Raw genomic sequence first — 24,670 nt, 5'->3', positions numbered from 1 at the left:
AGCCCGCCGGCTTAGCGGCGCTGCACCCTCATCAGGCGTGCGCCCACGGACGACGACAGGCTGACCTCGAAACGGCCGCCGGCCGGCAAGGCGCTGACGTCGACGCTGGCTTTGCCACCCGTCAAGTCACTGGCGACCACCGTCTTGCGGCCATCGGCGGCCACGTGCAGCACGGCGGCGTAGGGTTCCGCATCGGCATTCCAGACCAGCGCCAGCTTGCCGCCGCTTTGTGTCGCATCGAACGTGGCATCGTTGGCGGCGGCCCTGCTGCGGCGCGCAGAGCGCTCCAGCTTGGCTAAAGCCTTGCCATTTTGCAGCACTTGCACGTCGCTGATGTCGCCCGGGTTGGCGAAGCTGACGCGGAAATGGCTCATGGCGTTGCCGCCATGATCAGCCACGGAAACGCCATCAAAAGGCAAGTCGATAGTCTGTCCCGACGCCGTCAGCACGCGCAGGGTATATGCATGGCCGCTGCCGCCGGCAGCGGGGCCGATGCGCGCAGACGAGGCAACGGCGGGACGCAGCCCCACACCGGCCGGCGTGATGCGGCCGGAAATGGTCAGATAGCCATTCTCGGCCACGGACATGCTGGCGGCCAGCACATTGCTGCCCGTCACCTGCGTGCTGCGCCTTTCCAGGAATTGCTGTACCCGCACATAGCTGTAGTCGGAGAACCAGGCACCGCTGCAATAGCTCATCACGTCTTTCATCGGCGTAGCGCCATACACGGCCTTGCTCAACTGGCCAATGCTGCCCGCATAGTCGCTGTTGTACAGCGGTTGCGGGCCCAGTTCGCCATTCGGATACGGGTAGTCGGTGGCCGCACTGGCTGGACCGCCGCAGGCGACGTGCTGCAGCGAGTGGTTATGGCCCAGCTCATGCACAAGCGTGGTCAGCCATTCAGGCCAGCTATTGCCAAAGGGATCGACGGAGGCAATGCTGTTGAACCTGGCATCGAGGCCAATGGCCGCCGTGAAGGCATTGCTGCTGCCCGTCGGGTTGATGTAGGCCAGGCCGGCGGTGCGCGTGGAAGACATTCTCGGCACGAAACCATAATAATAGGCGCCGCGGTCTTCCAGCGCGCGCTGGTTTTCCAGCTTGCCCAGAGTATCGCTCCACCAGCTGTCGGCCGTGCTGCTGCCAGGCATGCTCAGCGCCGCGCGCGTGGTGATGCTGATATTTTCCGCCGCATACGGATACACGCGCGTCAGTGCAGCACGGATCACCTCGGCGTCCGGCAATTGCGCCACACCATCATCGGTGCTCAGCGGTACCAGCACCAGGTGAATTTTCGCTGCGCTGCCCACCACGGGCGCCGCTTCCTGGCTCACTTGCACGCCGTCATTGCCCACTGCCGTCACGCGCACGCGCACGCCGGGCAAGATCCAGCCAGCAGGCAGGACGGCGCTGAAATTGCCGTTGAAACTGTAATCGCTTTTCACCGTCGGCAAGACCGATGGGCCGCTCATGGTGATGCTGCCCAGGTTGCCGCCATTGGCGGCCGTCGCATTCAAGATCACGGCCGGGCTGGTCTGGCCTGTTTGCGTGGCCAGCACGGAGACGCGCACGGCGGCCGGCTTGCCGCGCGTCAGGCGCAAGGCTGCATCGCTGGAATTCAAGTTCAGTACCTGCGCGAAATCAATGCTGCCCAAGGTAAAGGCCGACACCGTGCCCGCATTCACGGCGATGCGCGAAGCGGCCGACAGCATCACGTTGCCCGTTGCCGACGCTGGCGCAGACAGCAGCAGCTGGCTGCTACTGGCGCTGACGATGACGGCTGGCGTACTGCCCACCGTTGCCGAGCTGACCTGGTCGAGATTGCTGCCCTGCAGCGTCACCGACAAGGTCGCGCCGTTGACAGCCGACGTGATCGACGTCACTGCCACGCTCGCCAGGACCGTGTACGTGTCGCTGCTGATCACATCGTTGTACGGACCGCGCACCGTCAGCGCGCCTGTCGCTGCGCCCGCAGGCACCACTACCGTCACGCTGCCGGCCGTCTGGCTTTGCGGCGTTGCCGCCGCGCCACTGCCGAACTGCACCGCCGTCACGGCGCCCATGCCGCCGCCCGCGATCGTCACGCTGGAACCGACGCCGCCCGTCGCCGGCGCGATGCTGCTCACGCTCAGCGGCAAGTACACATTGACGTTATAACTGGTGGTCGCCGTGCCGCTGGCGCTGACGAGGCTCAAGGCGCCCGTCACAGGGGTGCCCGGCATAGCCAGGGTCACGCTGGTGTCGCTGCTGGTACTGGCGGCAACGTTCACGCCGCCTACCTGGAAAGCCGTCACGCGGCTCAGATTCGTGCCCGTCACCACCAGCCTGCCGCCCACGGCGACATTCGCCGCCGAGACGGCCGTTACGGCAGGAACCACGGCAGGATTGCCCGACGTGGTCGCCACCGCCGTGTCACCACCGCCGCCACCGCCGCAAGCGGACAGGCCCAGCACAAGAAACAATGCAACAAGCAGATGGTTTTTCATGGATGGCAACCATGTTGGTGCAGCGCGATGCCGGGGAGGACACGAGAGAAATGTGACATATTGGTGACTTTTGGTGAGAATGTGATTTCGAAGAACCCATATTATCGGTTAATTCGATTCCCAAAGACAACTATTAATGCTTTTGATTCAATTGGTTTTGATAATAATAAAGTATTCGTCTGGAAATATTTATTTAAGAAGTATTCGCCCCCACCTACATGGCCTTGAATCGAAATTATTTTCCTTTGCAGCTATTGCCATACAATTCATAAAAAACAGGCTGCTATGGTGCCAATAATGTGGGAATTTTTCCACAGCCTAGACATCGTGCCTTCCTGGCAATTTTGGCGGAAGAATTAACATTTTGAGTAAGATTTTCAGGAATGTCATTTCAGAATCTGGCACGGCGCAAGCCGATCTGTTGCAAGCAAGCCTGCCGCGAGGCGAACGGCCGCTTTTGCTTAAAACCAAAGCAGCCTGATGCCGTATAATTTTAGACCCGGTGATTCAGGCGATTGCCACCTTCTGCCTGCCCTACCCGGCGGGCACACTCCGTCAGCTGATCCTGCTGGCCCGCAACCGCCTCGTACTGTCTTGTCGCCGCGCCGCCGCCCGTTTGCCTATTGAAAGCATGAAATGAACGATACCGTGATCCCCGCCATGTCCCCGACCGAAGCCACCTTGCGCGCCATCCTGGCGCAGCGGATCATGATCCTCGACGGCGCCATGGGCACGATCATCCAGCAGTACAAGCTCGACGAAGAAGCGTACCGTGGCGGTCCCGCCGGCCGCTTCATCGATTTCGCCGCACCGGCCGACAGCGGCGCACGCGAACTGTTCGTCAAGGGCAACAATGAGCTGCTGACTCTGACGCAGCCGCACATCATCCAGGAAATCCACGAGCGCTACCTGGCGGCGGGCGCCGACCTGATCGAAACGAATACCTTCGGCGCCACGACGATCGCGCAAGACGATTACCACATGGCCCACCTGGCCTATGAAATGAACGTCCAGGCGGCCAAGCTGGCACGCGCCGCCTGCGACAAGTATTCCACCCCGGACAAGCCGCGCTTCGTCGCGGGCGCCCTGGGACCCACGCCAAAGACGGCCTCGATCTCGCCCGACGTCAACGACCCGGCCGCGCGCAACGTCAGTTTCGACCAGCTGGTGGCCGCCTACCTGCAGCAGACGCAGGGCCTGGTGGAGGGCGGCGCCGACGTGCTGCTGGTGGAAACCATCTTCGATACCTTGAACTGCAAGGCGGCCCTGTTCGCCATCGACCTGTTCTACGAACAGAATCCGACCGTCGTGCGCCTGCCCTTGATGATTTCCGGCACCGTCACGGACGCCTCGGGCCGCATCCTGTCGGGCCAGACCGTGCCCGCCTTCTGGAATTCCGTGCGCCACGCGAAACCGCTGACCATCGGCCTGAACTGCGCGCTGGGCGCCGCCCTGATGCGCCCGTACGCGGAAGAACTGGCCAAGATCGCCGACACTTTTGTTTGCATCTACCCGAACGCGGGCTTGCCCAATCCCATGAGCGACACGGGCTTCGACGAGTTGCCAGCCGACACATCCGCCCTGCTGCGCGAATTTGCCGACGCGGGCTTTTTGAACATGGCGGGCGGCTGCTGCGGCACCACGCCAGAGCACATCGCCGCCATCGGCGAGTTGCTGTCGAAAAACACGCCGCGCATCGTGCCGGCCCCGTCGCACGACTTGCGCCTGGCGGGCCTGGAACCGTTCGTCGTCAATGACGAATCGCTGTTCGTCAACGTGGGCGAGCGCACCAACGTCACGGGCTCGAAAGCGTTCGCGCGCATGATTCTCAACGAGCAATACGACGAAGCCTTGTCCGTGGCGCGCCAGCAAGTGGAAAACGGCGCGCAAGTGATCGACATCAATATGGACGAGGCGATGCTCGATTCGCTGGCCGCCATGACGCGTTTCCTGAACCTGATCGCCTCGGAACCCGATATTTCGCGCGTGCCCATCATGGTCGACTCGTCGAAATGGTCGGTCATCGAAGCGGGCCTGAAATGCGTGCAGGGCAAGGCCATCGTCAACTCGATTTCCATGAAGGAAGGCGAAGAGGAATTCCTGCGCCAGGCGAAACTGTGCCGCCGCTACGGCGCCGCCGTCATCGTCATGGCCTTCGATGAAAAAGGGCAAGCCGACACCTTCGAGCGCAAGATCGAGATTTGCGCCCGCGCATACCATTTATTGATCGATGCGCTGGACTTCCCGCCGGAAGACATCATTTTCGACCCGAACATCTTTGCCGTCGCCACCGGCATCGAAGAACACAACAACTACGCCGTCGACTTCATCAACGCCACGCGCTGGATCAAGGAAAACCTGCCGTACGCGAAGATCTCGGGCGGCGTGTCGAACGTGTCCTTCAGTTTCCGCGGCAACGATCCCGCCCGCGAAGCCATCCATACCGTCTTCCTGTACCACGCCATCAAGGCCGGCATGACCATGGGCATCGTCAACGCCGGCATGGTGGGCGTGTACGACAACCTGGACCCGGAATTGCGCGAGCGCGTGGAAGACGTGGTGCTGAACCGCCGCGAAGACTCGACCGAGCGCATGATCGAATTTGCCGGTACCCTGAAGGCGGGCGGCAAGGCCGAAGCGCAAACCCTGGCCTGGCGCGAGGGAACAGTACAGGAACGCCTGTCGCACGCGCTCGTGCACGGCATCACGCAATTCATCGTGGAAGACACGGAAGAAGCGCGCCAGGAACTGCTGCACAATGGCGGGCGCCCCATCCACGTGATCGAGGGGCCGCTGATGGCCGGCATGGACGTGGTCGGCGACCTGTTTGGCCAAGGTAAGATGTTCCTGCCGCAAGTGGTGAAATCGGCGCGCGTGATGAAGCAGGCCGTGGCCCATCTGATTCCATTTATCGAGGAAGAAAAGCTGCTCGAAGAGCAGCGCACGGGCATCGTCGCCAAGCCGAAGGGCAAGATCATCATGGCGACCGTGAAAGGCGACGTGCATGACATCGGCAAGAATATCGTCACGGTAGTCTTGCAATGCAATAACTTCGAAGTGGTCAACATGGGCGTGATGGTGCCGTGCTCGGAAATCCTCGCCCGCGCCAAGGTGGAAAACGCCGACATCATCGGTCTGTCGGGCCTGATCACGCCGTCGCTGGAAGAAATGGCGTATGTTGCCAAGGAAATGCAGCGCGACGAACACTTCCGCATGCTCAAGATTCCCCTGCTGATCGGCGGCGCCACCACCAGCCGCGCCCACACGGCCGTGAAAATCGCGCACAACTACGAAGGCCCCGTCATCTACGTGCCGGACGCTTCGCGTTCCGTGTCCGTGGCGCAATCGCTGCTGACGCCGGAACAGCGCGACAAGTACGTGGAAGACATCGAACTCGACTATGCGCGTATCCGCGAGCAGCACGCCAACAAGAAGGCTCTGCCCATCCTGCCGCTGGCGCAGGCGCGCGCGAACAAGATGGTCGTGCCGTTCGACGGCCCGTGCACGCCCGTGAAGCCGAAGTTCATCGGCCGCCGCGTGTTTAAAAATGTCGACCTGGCCACCCTGGCCAACTATATCGACTGGGGCCCGTTCTTCCAGACCTGGGACCTGGCCGGCCCCTTCCCCGCCATCTTGACGGATGAAGTGGTGGGCGACGCGGCCACCAAGGTGTACGCGGAAGGCCAGGCCTTGCTGAAAAAACTCATCGACGGACGCTGGCTGACGGCCAATGGCGTCGTGTCCTTGCTGCCAGCGAACAGCGTCAATGACGACGATATCGAGGTGTACGCCGACGATACGCGCAGTACGGTGGCGTTCACGTATTACGGCATGCGCCAGCAAGGCGTCAAACCCGTGGTCGACGGCGTGCAGCGTCCGAACCAGTGCCTGGCCGACTTCATTGCGCCGAAGGCGTCGGGCGTGAAGGATTACATCGGCATGTTTGCCGTCACGTCCGGCCTGGGCATCGAAAAGTATGAAAAACGCTTCGAGGATGCGCACGACGATTACTCGTCCATCATGCTCAAATCCCTGGCGGACCGCCTGGCCGAAGCGTTTGCCGAGTACCTGCACGAACGCGTGCGCAAGGATTTGTGGGGCTACGTGCCGGACGAGCACTTGGGCAACGACGACATGATCGCCGAGAAATACGTGGGCATCCGTCCGGCGCCCGGCTACCCTGCCTGCCCCGAGCACACGGTCAAAAAAGAAATGTTCGAGGTCATGCAGGCCGAGGAAATCGGCATGCAGCTGACGGAATCGTATGCCATGTTCCCCGGCGCGGCCGTCTCCGGCTTCTATTTCGCCCATCCGGAGTCGAAATACTTCGTCGTCGGCAAGATCGGCATGGATCAGGTGGAAGACATGGCCAAGCGCCGTGACGCCAATATCGAGGACGTGGAACGCTGGCTGGCGCCCAATCTGTCATAATATAAGCACAAGGCGCGCGGAACTTATCGCGCGCCGAAGCGCACTAACGCAGTATGCCGGTCGGCATGCTGCATGCCCGCTCCGGCCCGTTCCCCAACTGGCAAGGAGGATATATGGCAACCAATTTCAAACTGAAACGCTGGCAGGATCAGGTGATCCTGTTGCTGGGCCTGTGGCTGCTCGTCTCGCCCTGGGCCTTTTCCTATCCCGAAGGCTCGCCGCAGATGCTCAACGCTTTTGTTTCGGGCCTGGTCATCGCCGTGCTGGCCGCCTTCGATCTGTACAAGACCTATTTCTGGGCCGTCGTCGTCAACCTGCTGGTGGGCGTCTGGGTCGCCGCCTCGCCGTGGGTGCTGCGGCTGGCCGATCAGCGCGTCGTCATGTGGAACGAGCTGATCGTCGGTATCGCCGTCGCCGTGCTGGCCCTGTGGGAGCTGCGTACCGACCCCGAGCTGCACAAGCACTGGCCCGGCGCCGCCGCGTAGCGGCGTAAAAAAGCCCTGTCACGGCTAAGCCGTGCAGGGCTTTTTAAAATACGAACAGCACCGCAGATACGCGACGTCTCAGCGCCTGGCAAAACCGTAGCGAGCGGAAGGAAGAGGTGGCCGAGAAGCGGAGCCGTACTTTAGTACGGTGAGCATCGCAAGCCGCCTATGCCGACGCGCAGTAGGTTTGGTCAGGTGCCAACTACAGAGCGTAGCGGACTACGTTATCGCTCCATTCGTAGGCCGCCATTTCCAGTTCCACCAGATCGTCCGGCGACATGGCCAGGTCGCGCAAGGTCGGCACGATCTCGCCTTCCATGTCTTCGATGCGCTCGATGCATTCGGCCAGGCGCAGCAGGTCGCCGTAGAAGCCTTCGCGCGACAGCAGCGCTTCGGCCACTTCGTCGATCACTTCGATCTGGCTGAGGATTTCCGACATCGGCACGCCGAACAGGGTATCCATCAGCGACATGATGCCGACCGTAAAGGCGATATCGGCCGAATGGGCATGGTTCGGGCGCAGTTTATGCGCGAGCAATTCGAGCAAACGGCCGCGCGTGGTGGCCAGCATCAGCAGCGGCGTCATACTATGGCCACGCTTGCTTGGCTCCGCGTACAGCATGATTTGCAGCCAGCGCTGCAGCTGGCGGCGGCCCAGCACGGTCACGGCCTGGCTCAGCGAATCGATACGCTGGCGCGCACCCACGGCCGGCGTATTGACCAAACGCAACAGGTTCAGGGCCAGCGACACGTCACGCTTGATGGCGCGCTCGATGTCCATGTTGTCGGCATCGGAGGTCACCAGTGTCATCAGTTCCATGACGGCCAGTTGCGATGGCGACAGCTTCTTGCCCGTCATGATGGCGGGCTTGGCAAAGTAATAACCCTGGAAATAATCGAAGCCCAGGTCCAGGCCCGACTTGAATTCTTCGCGCGTCTCGACCTTCTCCGCCACCAGTTTCTTGTTTTCCTGCTTGAAACGGGGCGCCAGCGCTGCCAGCACTTTCGGGTCGACCGTGCTCATGTCCATCTTGACGTATTGCACCAACGGCAACAGTTCCTGCACTTGCGCCGTATCGGAGACGACGTTTTCCAGCGCGAAAGTAAAGCCGTGGCCCACCAGTTCGCTGATGCGCGCGCGCACTTCCGGTGTGACGGGCATCGATTCGACGATTTCCAGCACGACTTTTTCGCGCGGCAGGAAAACGAAGATGTCGCTCATGATCACGTCGGCGTCGACGTTGACGAAACCGAGCGCGTCACCGATGACTTTTTCCATGCCCAGCTGGGAAGCGTGGGCGATCACGGAGGCCGTGGCGGACAGGTCGCTGGTAATGTTGGCGGGGCCGACCGGAGCGTTGCGGAATAGCAACTCATAGCCGAACAGGGCCTGGTTGCGGTCGAGGATAGGTTGTCGACCCAGATAGAACTCGCGCACGCGCAAGGGTTTCGGGGTGATGTCGTTGCTGGAAATATCGATCATTAACTCTTCATCAATCACGTCGAGTGACACCGGCCGCGCGGCGCCCGCATCAAGGTTCACTATTGACAATACTTTAGCTGAATTTCGCCCGCGCTGTGGGTATTTTGGCAGTAATCAAGGCTATTGTCGTCAAAAATCAGGCCACTGGCGTGTCTTGCACCATCCCATCGACAAATAATTTCAATTCGCCGGGCGCAAACGCCGTCCATTGTTCATTCGTCGTCAGCGGCTGAGTCACGATCACGGCCACTCTGTCCTGGGGCGTCGTCACCTGGGAAAAGTCCACGCTCAGGTCTTCATCGGAGAGTTTAGCAGTTGGAAACGGATGTTGTCGCACCAGATAGTGCAAGCTGGTCGAGCAATGGGCAAACAGCGCCTCGCCGCTCGACAGCATCATGTTGAACGTGCCGTGGGCCGCGATGCCGGGCAACAGTGCCGCCAGCGCGGCATGCAGTTGCGGCAAGGCCGGCGGGGCGTCGCCGAAGCGCGCGTGCAATTCCTGCAGCAGGTAGCAGAAAGCCAGTTCGCTGTCCGTGCAGCCGACGGGGCGGTAACTGCCCGTCAGCACGGGGTTGAACTCCTTCAAATCGCCATTGTGGGCAAAGACCCAGTAGCGGCCCCACAGTTCGCGCACGAACGGGTGGCAGTTTTCCAGCGCCACCTGGCCTTGCGTGGCCTTGCGGATATGCGCGATGACATTGCGCGACTTGATGGGGTAGCGCTTGATCAGTTCGGCCACGGGCGAGGCGATGGCCGCCTGGTGGTCGACGAAATGGCGCACGCCGGCGCCCTCGAAAAAGGCGATGCCCCAGCCGTCATGGTGGGTATCGGTATGGCCGCCGCGCATGGCGAAGCCGGTAAAACTAAAGACAATGTCCGTGGGGACATTGCAATTCATTCCGAGAAGTTGGCACATGGTCTGTTTGCAGCGGGATAACATGCCCACCATACCACGCCGCCTTGCGGATTGGTATGGTGGCGATGGCCATCAGACAGCCAGAATCAGTGCAACAGGACGGGCTGGCTCATGAGGGAATCATAGCTGCCCAAAAATTCATCGATCTCCTCCATGCTCGGTTCGCTGGCGATCAATTCCGTGACGTCGCGGCGGAAGTTTTGCGCGAGGACTCCCGCGATGAAAGTCTCGCGTTTGCCGCCCTTGTCGACGATTTCATAGCCGCCGAAGCGCAGGGCTTCCAGGTCGCCATCGACGCCGAATTCCACGACGCTGTATTGTTCGCTGTTATAGATCAGGTTCATTTTGCATCCTTCGCTCAAGCAAGAGAAACTCTTGCGGTTTCAGGACAGAGGTGGGGGCCCCACGCCGCCATTTCAAGCGGCCGGGCCACCCTGCGGGCTACAGAGTTGTAACGAGATGCAAACTGCGACTGCGGTAATACCGTCAGAAAGCCGCGTTCAGGAAACAAGCACGTCCGGTTCCAGCGCCAGCAGGACATCGTAGGGACTGGCCGTCAGCCAGGTGCGCAGCTGTTCGATATGCGAAGCGTCGGCCAGGCTGATGAACAGGCGCGCGGGTGGATGGCGCAGCAGACGATTTAATGTTACACGCAATACGAGATTGCCGCTGCAGCACAGGCAGCCGGGCACAATACGCAACAGTTGCAGTGGAAACGATGGAGAAGGGGAAATTTGTTCGGCCAGGTCGGCCAGGATGGCGTTGCCGTCAGCGAGACCCTCGAGGATCACGGCGGCCGGCTGGCCAGGCTGCAAGGCTTGCGCGATGGCCGCCTCGCGCCCGGCCGCGCAAGCACCGCTGACCAGGGTCAGCGGCGTCGGACGCCGTACGGCTGGCGTCACAGGCCTTTCTTGGCCAGCTTGCCCGGTTCGACGCCCAGCTGTTTCAGCTTGCGGTACAAATGGGTGCGTTCGAGGCCCGTTTTTTCCGCCACGCGGGTCATGCTGCCGCCTTCGCGGCCCAGGTGGTGTTCGAAATACATGCGCTCGAACGCATCGCGCGCCTCGCGCAGCGGCAAGTCAAACGACAGGTTGTAGCCATGGCCTTCGGCCACCGCCGGTACGGCGATGCCTGGGCGCACCATCAGCTGTTGCGGCGCGCTGCCGCCAAAGCTGGGCACGGGATGGCTGCTTTCCTCGGTCACCACGGGTGCCGCGGGACGCGGCGCTACGCTCGGCGCGCGCACGGTTTCCTGTGCCCGCGTCAAGCCTTGCTGGACCGCTTTCAGCAGTTTTTGCAAAGCAATCGGTTTTTCCAGGAAATTCATGGCGCCGATGCGCGTTGCCTCGACCGCCGTATCGATGGTGGCGTGGCCCGACATCATGATCACCGGCATGGTCAGCAAGCCATCGCGCTGCCACTCCTTGAGCAAGGTGACGCCATCGGTGTCGGGCATCCAGATATCCAGCAATACCAGATCCGGCGCACCGGCGGCACGCGCTTCGCGCGCCTGCTGCGCATTTTCGGCCAGCTGGATAGCATGTCCTTCGTCGCCCAGAATTTCCGAGAGCAACTCACGGATACCCATTTCATCATCCACTACGAGTATGTTTGCCATTCGTGTCTTGCCTTCCTCATTTCGCCGGCCGTCGCGCACAAGATGTACACGGCGGACAACTATGATTTTATTAGTGTTTTAAATACTAAACCAGACCCTCACGCCAGGAATTCCTGGGCAGGAGTGTCGGGAGCTAACTTTAACAGCAAAATGACCACCGAAGCGCCATTGCCGTCGACCCGGTTCTCGATATCGATGCGTCCGCCGTGTTCATCGATAATTTTCTTGACCATCGCCAGGCCCAATCCCGTGCCGCGGGCCTTCGAGGTCACATACGGCTCGAAGGCGCGCGCCAGGATTTTTGGCGCAAAACCAGGACCGTTGTCGGTGATGGCCAGCCGCACGGCGATATTCACGCCGCCGTCCGCACTGCGATAATGAATTGCTTCCGTCCTTACGTCAATCCGCGGATGCGGCGAATCCGGCGGCAGGTCGGCCATGGCGTCCTGCGCGTTCTGCAGCAGGTTATGGATCACCTGGCGCAACTGGGTCGGATCGCCCATCACCATCGGCAGATTCGGCGCCAGCAGCGGGTGGATGATGTCGCCATCGTCGCCGCGCAGATACAGGTTCAGGATCTCTTCGATCAGCTCGTTCAGGCGCAGGGGCACGAGCACGGCCGGCGGCGTGCGCGCATAGTCGCGGAAGTCGTCGACCATGCGCTTCATCGCATCGACCTGCTTGACGATGGTGGTGGTGGCGCGGCTGAGCAGATCGGCATCGGGCTGCTCCAGCTTGCCTTCGAGCTTCATCTGCAGGCGCTCGGCCGACAGCTGGATCGGCGTGAGCGGATTCTTGATTTCATGCGCCAGGCGGCGCGCCACCTCGCCCCAGGCGATCGAGCGCTGCGCGGAAATGACATCGGAAATATCATCGAACACGACAATGTAGCCGCTGCCGGACTCCAGCGGCAGGCGCGAGCCGCGCGCCAGCAAGGTGATGTCATGCTCGTCGGCACTGCTGCCCAGACGGCGCGGAATCTCGATCTGGCGCTGCCAATGCAGGCGCTGCTGGTTGCGGCCCGACGCCGATTGCGCGCTTTGCGCCGTGAAGGCGCTGATGATGGCGCCGCCAAATTCTTCCATTCCAGCAATCTGCGCCAGCGGCTGGCCCACCATGCTCATCCCGGAATGCTGGAGGATGCGCTCGACCGATTCATTGCAGGTCACCAGTTTAAAGTCGCCATCGAGCACCATCACGCCGGCCGACATGTTGGCCAGTACCGATTCCAGGTGGGCCTTGGCGTTTTGCAACGCGGCGCGGTTGCTTTCCACGGCCGTGCGCGCATCGAGCAGCTGGCGCGTCATGATGTTGAACGATTGCGTCAAGGTACCCAGTTCATCCTTGGTGGCGACGATGGGGCGCGGCGACAGGTCGCCCTCGGCCACGGCGCGCGTGCCCTCGGCCAGCAGCAGCAGGGGCTGGGCCAGGTTGCCCGCGATCAGGAAAGCACTGCCGATGGCGCCGAAGATAGCCAGCAGCAAGGTCAAGGTGAGGATTTCCATGTACATCTTGCGCAGTCCCACGCGCGCGACGAAACGTTCCTTGTATTCGCTGTAGGCGGCGCGCAGCACCTCGCCATTCGTCGCCAGCTTGGGCGGCACCGATTGCAGCAGTTGCAGGTAGCGGGGCGAGACGGACGGTCCCGGAACGGCCACCAGCACGCGCAGGCGCAGGCTGGCCGCCGTTTCCAGCGACGCCGGCAAGCCCGAGCGGAAACCGCCGCCGCCCGACTCCGTGCCGTCGTCGTGCAATTCCAGCCCCCCTTCGGCGGAGGCATAGCCGGCCGGCAAGGCTGCCTGCACCAGCATGGCCGGCGTCGGCAAGTCGGCCGCGCTGTGCGGCCCGGCGCTGGCCAGCAGCACGCCGTCGCCGCTGACGAGCATGGCATTTTGCATGCCCTCTTCGCGCAGCAGGCTGGTCAGCACGGCCGGGCCAGCCACCGGGTCGGCGCCCATTTCTTCGACGGCCTTGTGGCCCCGGTGGTCGAGTTCGACCAGGGCTGCATCGAGGCCGGCACGGCCCAGCTCAATCCCCGATTCCAGCGCCGCTTCGATCTTGACGTTGAACCAGGATTCGATCGAGTGGGAGACAAATTGCACAGAGACAAGGAAAATCACCAGGCCCGGCAGGATGCCGACGGCGGCGAACAGCATCACCAGGCGCGTCATCAGCTTGGAGCCGAACTTGCCGCTCTTGTAGCGCGCGTACAGGCGCCCCAGGGAAATACCCACCAGCGCCAGCAGGGACACGGCCACGGCCGCGTTCAGGCCCAGCAGCCAGGTGTAGTAACGGTCGAAAAAGCCGGAATTATCGGAAGCGGACGCCAGCAGGAACAGCAGGATACTGACTATGCCGCCGCCCACCACCAGCAGATAGCGCAATGCTTGACTCACTACTCCGCCGTATACAAGAAGGTTTTTTTATTCGAAGCCAGGCGCCAGTCGCTGTTATTGAAGGCATTGACCTGTATCGGCTTGGGCAGGTAATCGCGGTCCATGCCCATGCGCAAGGTGACGTTATACGTCTGCCCCACTTTCAGCTCGCCGCGCCGCGCCACCAGCCAGCGGCTGGGACGGCGGATCAGGAACAGCGCATCGTCGAGCGTGGGAAAGCTTTGCTGCAAGCCGCCGCCCGACACATGGTACTGGCGCGTGAGCACGTTGTACGACAGCTTGCTGGTCTGGCGCGCCACGATGGCTTTTTCATCGAACCAGTACCAGCGGGGCCGGGTCAGTTCGATTTCCGTCGTGAAATACAGCGGCACGCCATGCTGCACGGCATCGTCGAGGTCATGATTGAGCTCGAAGGAATACGTGGCGGCCAGCTTGTAGCCCTCTTCGCTGGCCTCGATGTAGGCACGGGTGATCTCGACCATATCGGCGGCATGCGCGCGTGGCATGGTACATGCCAGCATCAGCAGCAGGGCCAGGAGTCGGAAGAGTCGTGTTGTCACAAGTGTGCCGGTAGTGTCCGTGAGAAAAGGTTCGACGAATCGCTCAAGCCGCATTTTTTTGGAATAGCGCATAGAACAAACCGTCGTGGTCCTGCTCCGCGCTGCCAGTCGGCAACAGCTGGCCAGGCGCTGTCAATCGGGTCGCATTATTGCGCACCGCAAATGCCGCCGCCTGTGCCTCGGACTCTTGCGGCCACAACGAACATGTCACGAACAGCAATTTACCATCGGGGCGCAGCATCTGCCACAGGTTGTCCAGAATTTTGGATGAAAGTGTTGCAAGTTGGAACGCGTCGCCCTTGCGGCGCAACCAGCGGATATCGGGATGGCGACGCACGATGCCCGAGGCCGTGCACGGCACATCGGCCAGGATGCGGTCGTACTGCTGGCCGTCCCACCATGCGCTCGATTGCGCGTCCTGCGCCTTCAAGGTCGCGTCCAGACCCAGGCGTTCGAGGTTTTCCGCGATGCGCGGCAGGCGCTTGGCGTCCGCATCGATGGCCGTCACGTGCACGTCGGCCAGTTCCAGGATATGGCACGTCTTGCCGCCGGGCGCCGCACAGGCATCGAGCACACGCATGCCGTCCTGCAAGTCCAGCAGCGGCGCGGCCAGTTGCGCGCCGGCATCCTGCACGGAAACGACACCCTGCTCGAAGCCGGGAATCAGCGCGACGCCGATCGGCTTGTCCAGTCGCACGGCAAACGGTCCCACCTGGCGCGCGGCGATACCCGCATCAAACAGCACGGCCAGGTAGGCTTCGACCGTGCTCTTGCGGCGATTCACGCGCAAGGTCAATGGCGGCACGGCATTGCCGGCCGTCAAAATGGCTTGCCAGTCGCGCGGGTAAGCCAGGCGCAGCGAATCGATCCACCACTGCGGATAATTCCATTGCGCCAAAGGTTGCTGCAAGGCCGCTTCCAGCAAGGACTTGCGCTCGCGCAAGAAGCGGCGCAAGACGGCATTGACCATGCCCTTGGCGTGCGCCAGGTCAGGGTGCGAGGTGGCCACCGTGACAGCCTGGTCGACCACCGTGAATTCTTCGTACGGCTGCTCGCCCGGCTCGGCCGACATCAAGGACAGCGCGCAGCACAGCAGGGCTGCGAGCATCGGCGGCTCCGGCGCCTTCGACGTCATCAGGCCAACCAGGGTTTCGCTGCGGCCCAGCTGACGCATGGTGCGGTAGGAAATATCCTGGATGGCGCCGCGCGCCTGCGGGCTGGCGTTCGATTGCGCAAACACCTTGGCCAGCGCCTGCGGCAGGGCCGTGCCCGTGCGCACTTGCGCTACGGCATTGGCCGCGCCCAGCAGGCAAAACGCCAGCGAGTCGGCGCGCAAATCGGGTTGGAAGCCTGGCTGCAAGACCGGTTTCAGGTCGGGATGGTAGCTGGGACGCAATTTCGGTGCGGCAGGCGCCTGGCCTGGCGCCGGCTTGGTTTTCAATTTCAGCGTGGGGCGCTTGTTCATAGTTATCCGGTGTGGCTGCGCGCGGCGGGCTGCATGGAGGCAAAGTCGCGGCCGCGCGTCATCAATAAAGGGTCGATTGTAGCGTTTGTGGCGTCCTCTGGCCCAAGCGATTGCAGCGATACATGTAAATTGCGGCAAAAAACTGCATATATACAAGCAGAATGCGCCATGCTGATGTTTTCGCGCACCAACATGAGCATGCTGTCCTGATAATATCGTGAAACGCGCCAGCACGGGGACACTGCCGGCTAGCGTATTGTTCCCGGCAGCAAACCAGTATAATTAACGCAGTCTGGGCGGCGATGTCATGGCCGTCCGTTTTGCTTTTCGATTCATTCTATTCATTCTTAACGCGGTTCCACCGCCATCCTGCTCATGCTCGCCCAACAGAAACAAGAAATCATCGCCCTGTTCCAGGCCGCCCTCGCTCCCGTCCTGGCCGGCACTTCGCTTGAGCCTACCGTGGTGCTCGAGCGACCACGCGATGCATCGCATGGCGACGTCGCCTGCAATATCGCCATGCAACTGGCCAAGCAGCTGAAACAGAACCCGCGCGAACTGGCGCAAACCATCGTGACGGCCGTGCTGGCCAACCCGGCCGGCAAGGGCCTGGTCGAGGCAGTGGAAATTGCCGGTCCCGGCTTCATCAACGTGCGCGTCTCCGCCGCCGCCAAGCAGGCCGTGGTGAACACCATCTTGAGCGAAGCCGACAGCTATGGCCGCAGCACGGCAGGCGCCGGCAAGCAAGTCATCCTCGAATTCGTCTCGGCCAACCCGACCGGCCCGCTGCACGTGGGCCACGGCCGCCAGGCGGCCCTGGGCGACGCCCTGTCCTCGCTGTTCGACGCGCAAGGCTACCAGGTGACGCGCGAGTTCTATTACAACGACGCGGGCGTGCAGATCCAGACCCTGGCCAATTCCGTGCAGGCGCGCGCGCGCGGCTTCAAGCCCGGCGACGCCGAATGGCCCGAGTCCGCCTACAACGGCGACTACATCGCCGATATCGCCAGCGACTTCAAGGCCGGCAAGACGGTTGCGGCCAGCGACGGCTTGCCAGCGACGGCCAACGGCAATGTGGAAGACATCGATTCGATCCGCCCGTTCGCCGTCACCTACCTGCGCAACGAGCAGGACATCGACTTGCAAGCGTTTGGCGTGAAGTTCGACAATTACTACCTGGAATCGTCGCTGTACGCGGACGGCAAGGTCAACAGCGCGGTGGAAACCTTGATCAAGGCGGGCCACACCTACGAGCAGGATGGCGCGCTGTGGCTGCGCACGACCGACTTCGGCGATGACAAGGACAGAGTCATGCGCAAGACGGACGGCACCTACACGTATTTCGTGCCCGACGTCGCGTATCACCTGGTGAAATGGCAGCGCGGCTTCGTGCAGGCCATCAATATCCAGGGCAGCGACCACCACGGCACCATCGCGCGCGTGCGCGCCGGCCTGCAGGCCGTCGACATGGGCATCCCGCAAGGCTACCCCGACTACGTGCTGCACAAGATGGTCACCGTCATGAAGGACGGCGAAGAAGTCAAGATTTCGAAACGCGCCGGCTCCTACGTGACCGTGCGCGACCTGATCGAATGGTCGGGCGGCGGCGACATCGCCAAAGGCCGCGACGCCGTGCGCTTCTTCCTGATCTCGCGCAAGGCCGACACGGAATTCGTCTTCGACGTCGACGTGGCGCTGAAAACCACCGATGAAAACCCCGTCTATTACGTGCAGTACGCGCATGCGCGCATCTGCCGCATCCTGGAAAACTGGGGCGGCGATGAAAGCACGGTTGCCGGCGTGGACTTGTCCCCGCTGACGGCGCCGACCGAAGCGACCCTGCTGGCGACTCTGGCCGCCTACCCGGAAATGCTGGCGCGCGCACAAGCCGAACTGGGACCGCACCAGGTCGCCTTCTACCTGCGCGAGCTGGCCGCCAACCTGCACAGCTTCTACTTCGCCGAAAAAGTGCTGGTCGAGGACGACGCCGTCAAGATGGCCCGCCTGGCCCTCGTCGTCGCCGCGCGCCAGGTGCTGCGCAACGGCCTGGCACTGATCGGCGTGTCCGCGCCAAACAAAATGTAATCGCGAAGGTCAAACCGTCAATGAATCATGCTTCCCGCTTCTCTTCGACCCGGCGCCAGCAGGGCAATACCCTGGTCGGCATCATCATCGGCCTGGTCATCGGCCTGGGCATCGCCGTGGTGGTCGCCCTGGTGATCACCAAGGGCGCCTCGCCCTTCACCGACAAATCGGGCAAGGCCGGCAAGTCGGCCGAACCGACGGCCGGCCAGATCGCCGACCCGAACAAGCCGATGTACGGCAACAAGGAAGCGGCCAAGGAAGCGGCGCGCGACTTCTCCAAGGAGCCGCGCGAGATCGTCACGCCGACGCAGCCCGCCGCGCCGGCGCCGGCGCCCACCACCGCGCAGCAGCCGAAGGCACCGGCGCCGGACGCGCTGCAGGAATTGATCGGTACACTGAAGGACAAGCCGGCGCCGAAAACGCCGGCGGCTGCACCCGCACCGCAAACCAAGGCCGACGCGAAAGAGGCCAAGACCGATGCAGCCAGCGACAAATGGATTTATTATCTGCAGGCCGGCGCCTTCCATGACATGTCGGACGCCGAAAGCACGCGCGGCAAACTGGCGCTGCTCGGTTTCGAAGCGGCCATCAGCGACCGCAGCACCGACGCCGGCGTGCTGCACCGCGTGCGCATCGGGCCGTTCAACCAGCTCGAAGCGATGAACCGCGCGCGCACCAAACTGTCTGAAAACGGCATCGATGTCGCCGTCGTCCGCAACCAAAAATAAGGAACCAGCATGCGTTTTCTGAAGAAAATCCTGTTCGCCGCCGCCCTCTGCACCATCGCCCTGGGCGCGTCCGCCTCGCCTGCCGAGCCGAAGAACGGCGTCGAATACGAAACCCTGCCCGCGCAGCAGGCGACGGAATCGGGCAAGAAAATCGAAGTGACGGAATTCTTCGCCTATTACTGCCCGCATTGCAACGTGCTCGAGCCGCAACTGGCGGCGTGGGTCAAGAAACAGGGCGACAACATCGTCTTCAAGCGCGTGCACGTGTCGCGCGACGAGAGCGTGGCGCCGCAGCAGCGCCTGTTCTTCACCCTGCAAGCCATGGGCCTGGTCGACAAGCTGCACACCGGCGTCTTCCACGCCATGCACGTGGAACGCAACCGCCTGAACACCGACGACGCCGTCTTCGACTTCGTCGCCAAGCAGGGCGTGGATCGCCAGAAATTCATCGACACCTACCGTTCGATGGGCGTCTCGGCCCGCGTGCGCCGCGCGGACGCCATGATGCAGGGCTATAACGTGACGTTCTGGCCCATGATCGCCATCGACGGCCGCTACATCACCTCGCCTTCGCAAGCCGATCAGGGCAGCAAGTCGGCCAAGAACGAAGAGCAGCTGAACGCCCAGGCGCTCACCGTGATGGACGTGCTGGTCGCGAAAGCCAAAGCGGAAAAGAAATAAGCATGGCCACTTCCCTGGCGCGCCCGGGCATCGCCTGATGCATCGCGTTTTCATCACGGGCGCGTCGAGCGGACTGGGTGCAGCCCTGGCGCTGCAGTACGCGCGCCAGGGTGCCCATTTGGGCTTGCTGGCCCGCCGCGGCGACACGCTGCAGCAACTGATCGCTTCCCTGCCCCGCCCTGAACGCCACCGCGCCTACGCCGTCGACGTGTGCGACCACGACGCCCTGAAAGGCGCAGCACAGGACTTCATCGCCCATGCCGGCGGCATCGACGTCGTCATCGCCAGCGCCGGCGTGTCCTACGGTACTCTGAGCGAACACGCGGAAGACCTCGACGCCTTCGCGCGCCTCATCGCCATCAACGTCACGGCCACCGTCGCCACCTTCGCGCCCTTCATCGCCGCCATGAAAAAACAGGGCAGCGGACGCCTGGTAGGCATCGGCAGCGTGGCCGGCATCCGCGGCCTGCCCGGCGCCGAAGCCTACAGCGCCTCGAAGGCGGCCGTCATCAGCTACTGCGAATCGCTGCGGCTGGAATTGAAACCGGCGGGCATCAAGGTCGTCACCATCACGCCCGGCTACATCGACACGCCGATGACGCGCCACAACGCCTACCGCATGCCCTTCCTCATGCCGGCCGAAAAATTCGCCGTGCGCGCCGCGCGCGCCATCGCCGACGGCGACAGCTACCGCGTGATCCCGTGGCAGATGGGCGTCGTCGCCAAGCTGCTGCGCGCGCTGCCCAATGCCGTCTACGACCGGGCCTTCGCGAATGCGCCGCACAAGGCGCGCAACTGAACTGACCAACATGACGAAGCACTCAGACTTGAACAGCGCGGCCATCGCCGCCCATTGCGCCACCGGCGCCTCGCACGTTGCCATCGAAGTGGTCGATGAAACGGGATCGACCAACGCCGACCTGCTGGCGCGCTGCGCCAGCCTGGCCGGCCCGACCCTGCGCATCGCCGGCCAGCAGACGGCCGGACGCGGGCGCGCCGGACGGCCGTGGGTGTCGCAGGCGGACGCCAGCCTGATGTTCTCGCTGGCCTGGCGCTTCAAGGGGCCGCTGCACCAGTTGGTCGGCCTGCCGCTGGCCGTCGGCGTGGCGCTGGCCGAAAGCATGACGGCGCTGGGCGTGCCGGTGCAACTGAAGTGGCCGAACGATCTGCTCAAGGATGGCCACAAACTGGCCGGCATCCTCGTCGAGACGCAGCAGGCACAGGGCAACGATAGCGGCGGCGTGTGGGCCGTCATCGGCTGCGGCATCAATCTCTTGATGCCCGATGCGCTGGAACGGCAGATCGGGCGCAGCGTCTCGGCCGTGCCCTGGCTGGCGCAGATGGAGCGCAACACCCTGGTGGCGGCGCTGCTCAGCCGCCTGGCCGGCGTGCTGGCCGAATTCGACGACACCGGCTTTGCGCCGTTTGCGGAACGCTGGAACCTGCTGCACGCGTGGCAGGGCCAGCACGTGAAAATCCTCGACAACGGCCAGCTGCTGCAGCAAGGCGTGGCGGCCGGCGTCGATCAGCTGGGCCGTTTGCTGCTGCGCACCGACGGCGGCCTGCAGGAAGTCATGTCGGGCGACGTGTCCTTGCGCCTGGCCGGGGAGTGAGCGCATGCTGCTGCTGATCGACGCCGGCAATACGCGCATCAAATGGGCGCTCGTGGCCGCCGACAGCGCCCCCGGCGGCTGGCTGGCCAGCGGCGCCGTCGCGCATGCGCAGATCGACACCCTGGCCGCGCACTGGGCGACTCTTGCCATCAGCGAAGCGCTGCTGTCGAACGTGGCCGGCGCCGTCATCGGCACGCGCCTGCGCGCCATGCTGCCGGTCGTGCCGCGTGACTTTGTCTCGCTGCCGCAGCTGGCCGGACTGACGAACGGCTACCGCGCACCGTCGCAACTGGGCTGCGACCGCTTTGCCGCCGCCATCGGCGCGCAGGCGCTGGCGCCTGGCCAGGCCGTCATCGTCGCCAATTGCGGCACCGCCACCACCATCGACGCCATCACGGCCGACGGCGTTTTCCTCGGCGGGATGATCTTGCCGGGACTTGGACTGATGGCCAGTTCGCTGGCGCGCAATACGGCGCAGCTGCCACACATCGGCAGCGATGCCATGCTGCCCGCCGGCTTTGCCGACAACACGGACGACGCCATCCTCTCCGGCTGCCTGGCGGCGCAGGCGGGCGCCATCGAACGGGCCGTGCGCATGCACGGCGCCAGCGCCTGCCTGTTGTCGGGCGGCGCCGCACTGCGCATCGCACCGGCCCTGGCGCTGGCGGTGCCGCTGCACCTGGTCGACAATATCGTTATGATCGGCCTGCAGGCGGCCGCGCGCGCCGGGGCCGCAGGAACACAAGGAAACCACGTATGCTGAAATTCGTCTTCTGGCTGCTGGCCGGCGTCAACCTGCTGGTGCTGGCCATCGGCCAGGGTTATCTGGGCAGTTTTCGCAGCGAGACGCGCGAGCCGGCGCGCCTGAAAAACCAGCTGCAGGCGGGCAAGCTCACCTTGCTGACGCAGGAGCAGGCGACCGCACCGGCCGTGGCCACAGCGCCTGCGCCGGTCGCCGCAGAAACGCCGGCGCCGCCGCCATCGTATGCGTGCACGGAGGTGGGCAATTTCCCGCTGGCCGATGGCCGCCGCTTCGAAGCGCAAGTGGCCGCGCTGAGCCTGGGCGACCGCCAGTCGCGCCGCAACGTCGCCGGCCAGGACATTTCCAGCTACATGGTGTACATCCCGCCGCAGGGCAGCAAGGAAGGCGCCGACCGCAAGGCCGGCGAATTGAAGCAGCTGGGCGTGACGAATTACTTCATCATGAACGAAAACAGCCCACTGCGCTGGGGCATTTCACTGGGCGTATTCAAGTCGGAAACGAGCGCGCAAAGCCAGCTGGCATCGCTCAACAAACAGGGCGTGCACAGCGCCCGCGTCGCGCCGCGCTACAGCGCCAGCAAGCAATTCGCCTACCAGTTCCGCGACCTCGACGCCGCCACGCGCGCGCGGCTGGCCGAGATCACGAAGCAGTTCGAAGAGCAGGAACTGCGCTCCTGTAAATGACAGCTGACAATCGTGTCGGATTAGGGCGCTTGGCGCCTGATCCGACCTACGCTCATCGCTCGCTTACCTCTCAATGACGATGGGCTTGATACCCGTCGATTCCGGCAAATTCGCCGCCGCCCGTGCCGCCTCGGCGCGGCTGGAGAACGGGCCGCCGTACAGGCGGAACAGGTTGCCGGCCTGCACCACGCCCAGGGTACCCAGGGCTGCCGCGTACGGCGCCAGGCGCGAACGTCCCGTTTCCGCATTGTCGGCGCGCGAGTAGGCGCCCAGCTGCAAATAGAAGCCGCTGGCCAGCGCCGCCGGAGCAGGCATGGCCACCGTCGCATCGACGGGCAGCATCTGCGACGACACTTCCGGCTGCACCACGGCGCCCGTTTCCACGGGCGTGTCGATGGAAATGGCCACCACCGATGGCACCGGCTTGGGCGCCGCGCGGGCAGCGAGGATGGCATCGATATCGGCCGGCAGCAGGCGTTCGACGACCACCTGGTGGCTGCCCTTGCCGAGAAAGCCCAGTTTCAGCGCCGCCGTGTAGGACACGTCGATCACGCGCGTGGCGTGGAACGGGCCGCGGTCGTTGATGCGCACGATCACCTGCTCGCCGCTGTCGATGCTCGTCACGCGCGCATACGATGGAATCGGCAAGGTCGGATGGGCCGCCGTCATCTTGTACATATCGTAGATTTCGCCCGACGAAGTGCGCTGGCCATGGAATTTCTTGCCATACCAGGTGCCCGTGCCCTTTTGCTTGAATGGCTCGTTGTCGGTGATCGGCGTGTACGTCTTGCCGAAGACGACATACGGGCGGTTCGAGCGCGTCGAATACGGCTCGTTGCGCACTTCCGCATCGGGCACGTCGCGCAGGTTGGCGGGCGGATTGTCGCCCGGACCGTCATCCTTGTAGTAGCCGCCGCGCCCGGAGCCGGCCGCCGGCAAGACCGGCAAGGTGGGATCCTGGCGCACGGGCACCTTGACCTTGCCGCCCGACGGCAGCGGCACGTTGTTCGATGCGGGCTTTTGCGGCGCGGTGCCGCAGGCGGCCAGGGTCAGCAAGGCGGCGAGGCTCAGCCCGCGCATGGCGAAGGTATCGATAGGTGCCCGCATCAGGTCTGCACCAGCTTGCGGTGGCGCTGAATGCTCATCAGGATGCCGGTGGCCACGCCCAGGGTCAGCAGCGCGGTGCCGCCATAGCTGAGGAATGGAAGGGGAACGCCGACCACCGGCACGATGCCGCTGACCATGCCCATGTTGACAAACGCATACGTAAAGAAAATCATTGTTATCGCTCCTGCCAGCAGGCGAGTGAAAAAACTGGGGGCGTTGGCGGCGATCATCATCCCCCGTCCCACCAGCAGTAAATACATCAGCATCAGAATCAGATTACCGACCAGGCCGAACTCCTCCGAATACACGGCGAAGATGAAGTCGGTGGTGCGCTCCGGAACGAATTCCAGGTGAGCCTGCGTGCCGTGCGTCCAGCCCTTGCCCGTCATGCCGCCGGAACCGATGGCGATGATGGACTGGATGATATGGAAGCCCTTGCCCAGCGGGTCCTTGGTCGGGTCGATCAGCATCATCACGCGGTCGCGCTGGTAATCATGCAGGTGCGACCAGGCGATCGGCAGGCAGGAAACAAAGGTGATCAGCAAGCCGGCCAGCACCTTCCACGACAGGCCGGCCAGGAAGATGACGGTAAAGCCGGCCGCCACCACCAGCAGCGCCGTGCCCAGGTCGGGCTGGCGCGCGATCAGGTAGACGGGCACCAGCAGCAGCACGGCCGCCATCAGGAACGATTTCCAGCGCAGGGCGCCCGCATTATGCTGGAAGAACCAGGCCAGCATCAGCGGCGTGGCGATCTTCAGGAATTCGGACGGCTGGATGTCGATCACGCCGATATGCAGCCAGCGCCGCGCACCGAGCTTGATGGTGCCGAACAGCGCCACGGCCACCAGCAAGATCACCGATACCGTGTACGCCGGCACGGCGATGCGCATCATCATCTGCGGCGTGACGTTGGCCGCCACCCACATGACGAAAAAGCACAGCATGATGTTGCGCAGATGGTCCTCGATCTTGCCGGGGATGCCGATGCTGGCCGAATACAGGGTCAGCAGGCTGGTGCACAGCAGCATCAGGATGATGATCATCAGCGGCGGATCGAACACCGCCAGGTAGGGTTTGGCGCGCCGCCACAGCGAACGCCTCTCGTTAATGGGCATGTGCTTCCTTAGTGCCTTGGGGTCGGGCGCGCCGCCATGGCGAGCGCCTCTCGTAATA

20 protein-coding genes are annotated in these 24,670 nt (G+C 63.2%); 9 read left to right on the top strand and 11 right to left on the bottom strand.

Annotated elements, in window-relative coordinates:
• Nucleotides 1–11: 11 nt before the first annotated feature.
• Nucleotides 12–2,483 (bottom strand): IPT/TIG domain-containing protein, encoded by a 2,472-nt coding sequence (locus CSQ95_RS12540; protein ID WP_143449963.1) that lies wholly within the window; start codon nucleotides 2,481–2,483, stop codon nucleotides 12–14.
• A 636-nt stretch (nucleotides 2,484–3,119) separates the two neighbouring features.
• Between CSQ95_RS12540 and metH the strand changes: the two genes are divergently transcribed.
• Both metH and CSQ95_RS12530 read left to right on the top strand, forming a co-directional pair.
• Nucleotides 3,120–6,914, top strand: a complete 3,795-nt coding sequence (gene metH / locus CSQ95_RS12535) for a methionine synthase (protein ID WP_180279047.1) — start codon at nucleotides 3,120–3,122, stop codon at nucleotides 6,912–6,914.
• A gap of 113 nt (nucleotides 6,915–7,027) precedes the next feature.
• A complete protein-coding gene (locus CSQ95_RS12530) occupies nucleotides 7,028–7,399 on the top strand; it encodes an SPW repeat protein (RefSeq protein WP_099409758.1) in 372 nt (123 codons plus the stop codon).
• Nucleotides 7,400–7,601: 202 nt separating this feature from the next.
• Here CSQ95_RS12530 and CSQ95_RS12525 read toward each other — a convergent pair whose 3' ends face one another.
• The 8 genes from CSQ95_RS12525 to rsmB all read right to left on the bottom strand — a co-directional run bounded on the left by CSQ95_RS12525 (nucleotide 7,602) and on the right by rsmB (nucleotide 15,837).
• A complete protein-coding gene (locus tag CSQ95_RS12525) occupies nucleotides 7,602–8,882 on the bottom strand; it encodes an EAL and HDOD domain-containing protein (RefSeq protein WP_035824533.1) in 1,281 nt (426 codons plus the stop codon).
• A 136-nt stretch (nucleotides 8,883–9,018) separates the two neighbouring features.
• Nucleotides 9,019–9,798 carry a class II glutamine amidotransferase gene (locus tag CSQ95_RS12520; RefSeq protein ID WP_099409854.1) on the bottom strand — a complete coding sequence of 260 codons (780 nt, stop codon included), beginning with the start codon at nucleotides 9,796–9,798 and terminating at the stop codon, nucleotides 9,019–9,021.
• 86 nt (nucleotides 9,799–9,884) lie between these two features.
• Nucleotides 9,885–10,142, bottom strand: coding sequence for a DUF3567 domain-containing protein (locus CSQ95_RS12515; RefSeq protein ID WP_070222752.1), 258 nt, complete (start codon nucleotides 10,140–10,142; stop codon nucleotides 9,885–9,887).
• Nucleotides 10,143–10,298: 156 nt separating this feature from the next.
• The gene (locus tag CSQ95_RS12510) at nucleotides 10,299–10,700 is read right to left on the bottom strand and encodes a GTPase (protein ID WP_099409757.1); all 402 of its coding nucleotides are present in this window, start codon (nucleotides 10,698–10,700) and stop codon (nucleotides 10,299–10,301) included.
• Nucleotides 10,697–11,416 (bottom strand): response regulator, encoded by a 720-nt coding sequence (locus CSQ95_RS12505; protein WP_070222756.1) that lies wholly within the window; start codon nucleotides 11,414–11,416, stop codon nucleotides 10,697–10,699. Before CSQ95_RS12505 ends, CSQ95_RS12510 begins: the two co-directional genes overlap by 4 nt.
• A gap of 98 nt (nucleotides 11,417–11,514) precedes the next feature.
• A complete protein-coding gene (locus CSQ95_RS12500) occupies nucleotides 11,515–13,812 on the bottom strand; it encodes a PAS domain-containing sensor histidine kinase (protein WP_070222758.1) in 2,298 nt (765 codons plus the stop codon).
• Nucleotides 13,812–14,318, bottom strand: a complete 507-nt coding sequence (locus CSQ95_RS12495) for a DUF4390 domain-containing protein (RefSeq protein WP_226939765.1) — start codon at nucleotides 14,316–14,318, stop codon at nucleotides 13,812–13,814. Before CSQ95_RS12495 ends, CSQ95_RS12500 begins: the two co-directional genes overlap by 1 nt.
• A 97-nt stretch (nucleotides 14,319–14,415) precedes the next feature.
• The gene (gene rsmB / locus CSQ95_RS12490; RefSeq protein WP_099409756.1) at nucleotides 14,416–15,837 is read right to left on the bottom strand and encodes a 16S rRNA (cytosine(967)-C(5))-methyltransferase RsmB; all 1,422 of its coding nucleotides are present in this window, start codon (nucleotides 15,835–15,837) and stop codon (nucleotides 14,416–14,418) included.
• 375 nt (nucleotides 15,838–16,212) lie between these two features.
• Between rsmB and argS the strand changes: the two genes are divergently transcribed.
• The 7 genes from argS to CSQ95_RS12455 are packed head-to-tail and all read left to right on the top strand — an operon-like array spanning nucleotide 16,213 to nucleotide 22,390.
• Nucleotides 16,213–17,922, top strand: a complete 1,710-nt coding sequence (argS, locus tag CSQ95_RS12485) for an arginine--tRNA ligase (RefSeq protein WP_099409755.1) — start codon at nucleotides 16,213–16,215, stop codon at nucleotides 17,920–17,922.
• A 20-nt stretch (nucleotides 17,923–17,942) separates the two neighbouring features.
• Nucleotides 17,943–18,650, top strand: a complete 708-nt coding sequence (locus tag CSQ95_RS12480; RefSeq protein ID WP_099409754.1) for an SPOR domain-containing protein — start codon at nucleotides 17,943–17,945, stop codon at nucleotides 18,648–18,650.
• A gap of 9 nt (nucleotides 18,651–18,659) precedes the next feature.
• A complete protein-coding gene (locus CSQ95_RS12475; RefSeq protein ID WP_070222768.1) occupies nucleotides 18,660–19,331 on the top strand; it encodes a thiol:disulfide interchange protein DsbA/DsbL in 672 nt (223 codons plus the stop codon).
• A gap of 37 nt (nucleotides 19,332–19,368) precedes the next feature.
• A complete protein-coding gene (locus CSQ95_RS12470; RefSeq protein ID WP_099409753.1) occupies nucleotides 19,369–20,130 on the top strand; it encodes an SDR family oxidoreductase in 762 nt (253 codons plus the stop codon).
• Between the two features lie 10 nt (nucleotides 20,131–20,140).
• Nucleotides 20,141–20,944: a biotin--[acetyl-CoA-carboxylase] ligase gene (locus CSQ95_RS12465; RefSeq protein ID WP_099409752.1), complete on the top strand. Its 804-nt coding sequence runs from the start codon at nucleotides 20,141–20,143 to the stop codon at nucleotides 20,942–20,944.
• A gap of 4 nt (nucleotides 20,945–20,948) precedes the next feature.
• On the top strand, nucleotides 20,949–21,707 hold the full coding sequence (locus CSQ95_RS12460) for a type III pantothenate kinase (RefSeq protein ID WP_070222774.1): 759 nt from the start codon (nucleotides 20,949–20,951) through the stop codon (nucleotides 21,705–21,707).
• Entirely contained in the window at nucleotides 21,701–22,390 is a 690-nt protein-coding gene (locus CSQ95_RS12455; protein ID WP_099409751.1) for an SPOR domain-containing protein, read from the top strand. Before CSQ95_RS12460 ends, CSQ95_RS12455 begins: the two co-directional genes overlap by 7 nt.
• 63 nt (nucleotides 22,391–22,453) lie before the next feature.
• Here the strand turns inward: CSQ95_RS12455 and CSQ95_RS12450 are convergent, their stop codons facing one another.
• Both CSQ95_RS12450 and rodA read right to left on the bottom strand, forming a co-directional pair.
• Complete coding sequence (locus tag CSQ95_RS12450) at nucleotides 22,454–23,497, bottom strand: septal ring lytic transglycosylase RlpA family protein (protein WP_099409750.1); 1,044 nt, start codon at nucleotides 23,495–23,497, stop codon at nucleotides 22,454–22,456.
• On the bottom strand, nucleotides 23,497–24,612 hold the full coding sequence (gene rodA / locus CSQ95_RS12445; protein WP_070222781.1) for a rod shape-determining protein RodA: 1,116 nt from the start codon (nucleotides 24,610–24,612) through the stop codon (nucleotides 23,497–23,499). Before rodA ends, CSQ95_RS12450 begins: the two co-directional genes overlap by 1 nt.
• Nucleotides 24,613–24,670 lie beyond the last annotated feature (58 nt).

Origin of the sequence: Janthinobacterium sp. BJB304, from assembly GCF_002735765.1 — a bacterium.
GTDB lineage: Bacteria > Pseudomonadota > Gammaproteobacteria > Burkholderiales > Burkholderiaceae_D > Janthinobacterium.
The sequence above is the reverse complement of the archived record's forward strand: the minus strand, read 5'-3'. Positions and strand labels throughout refer to the sequence as shown.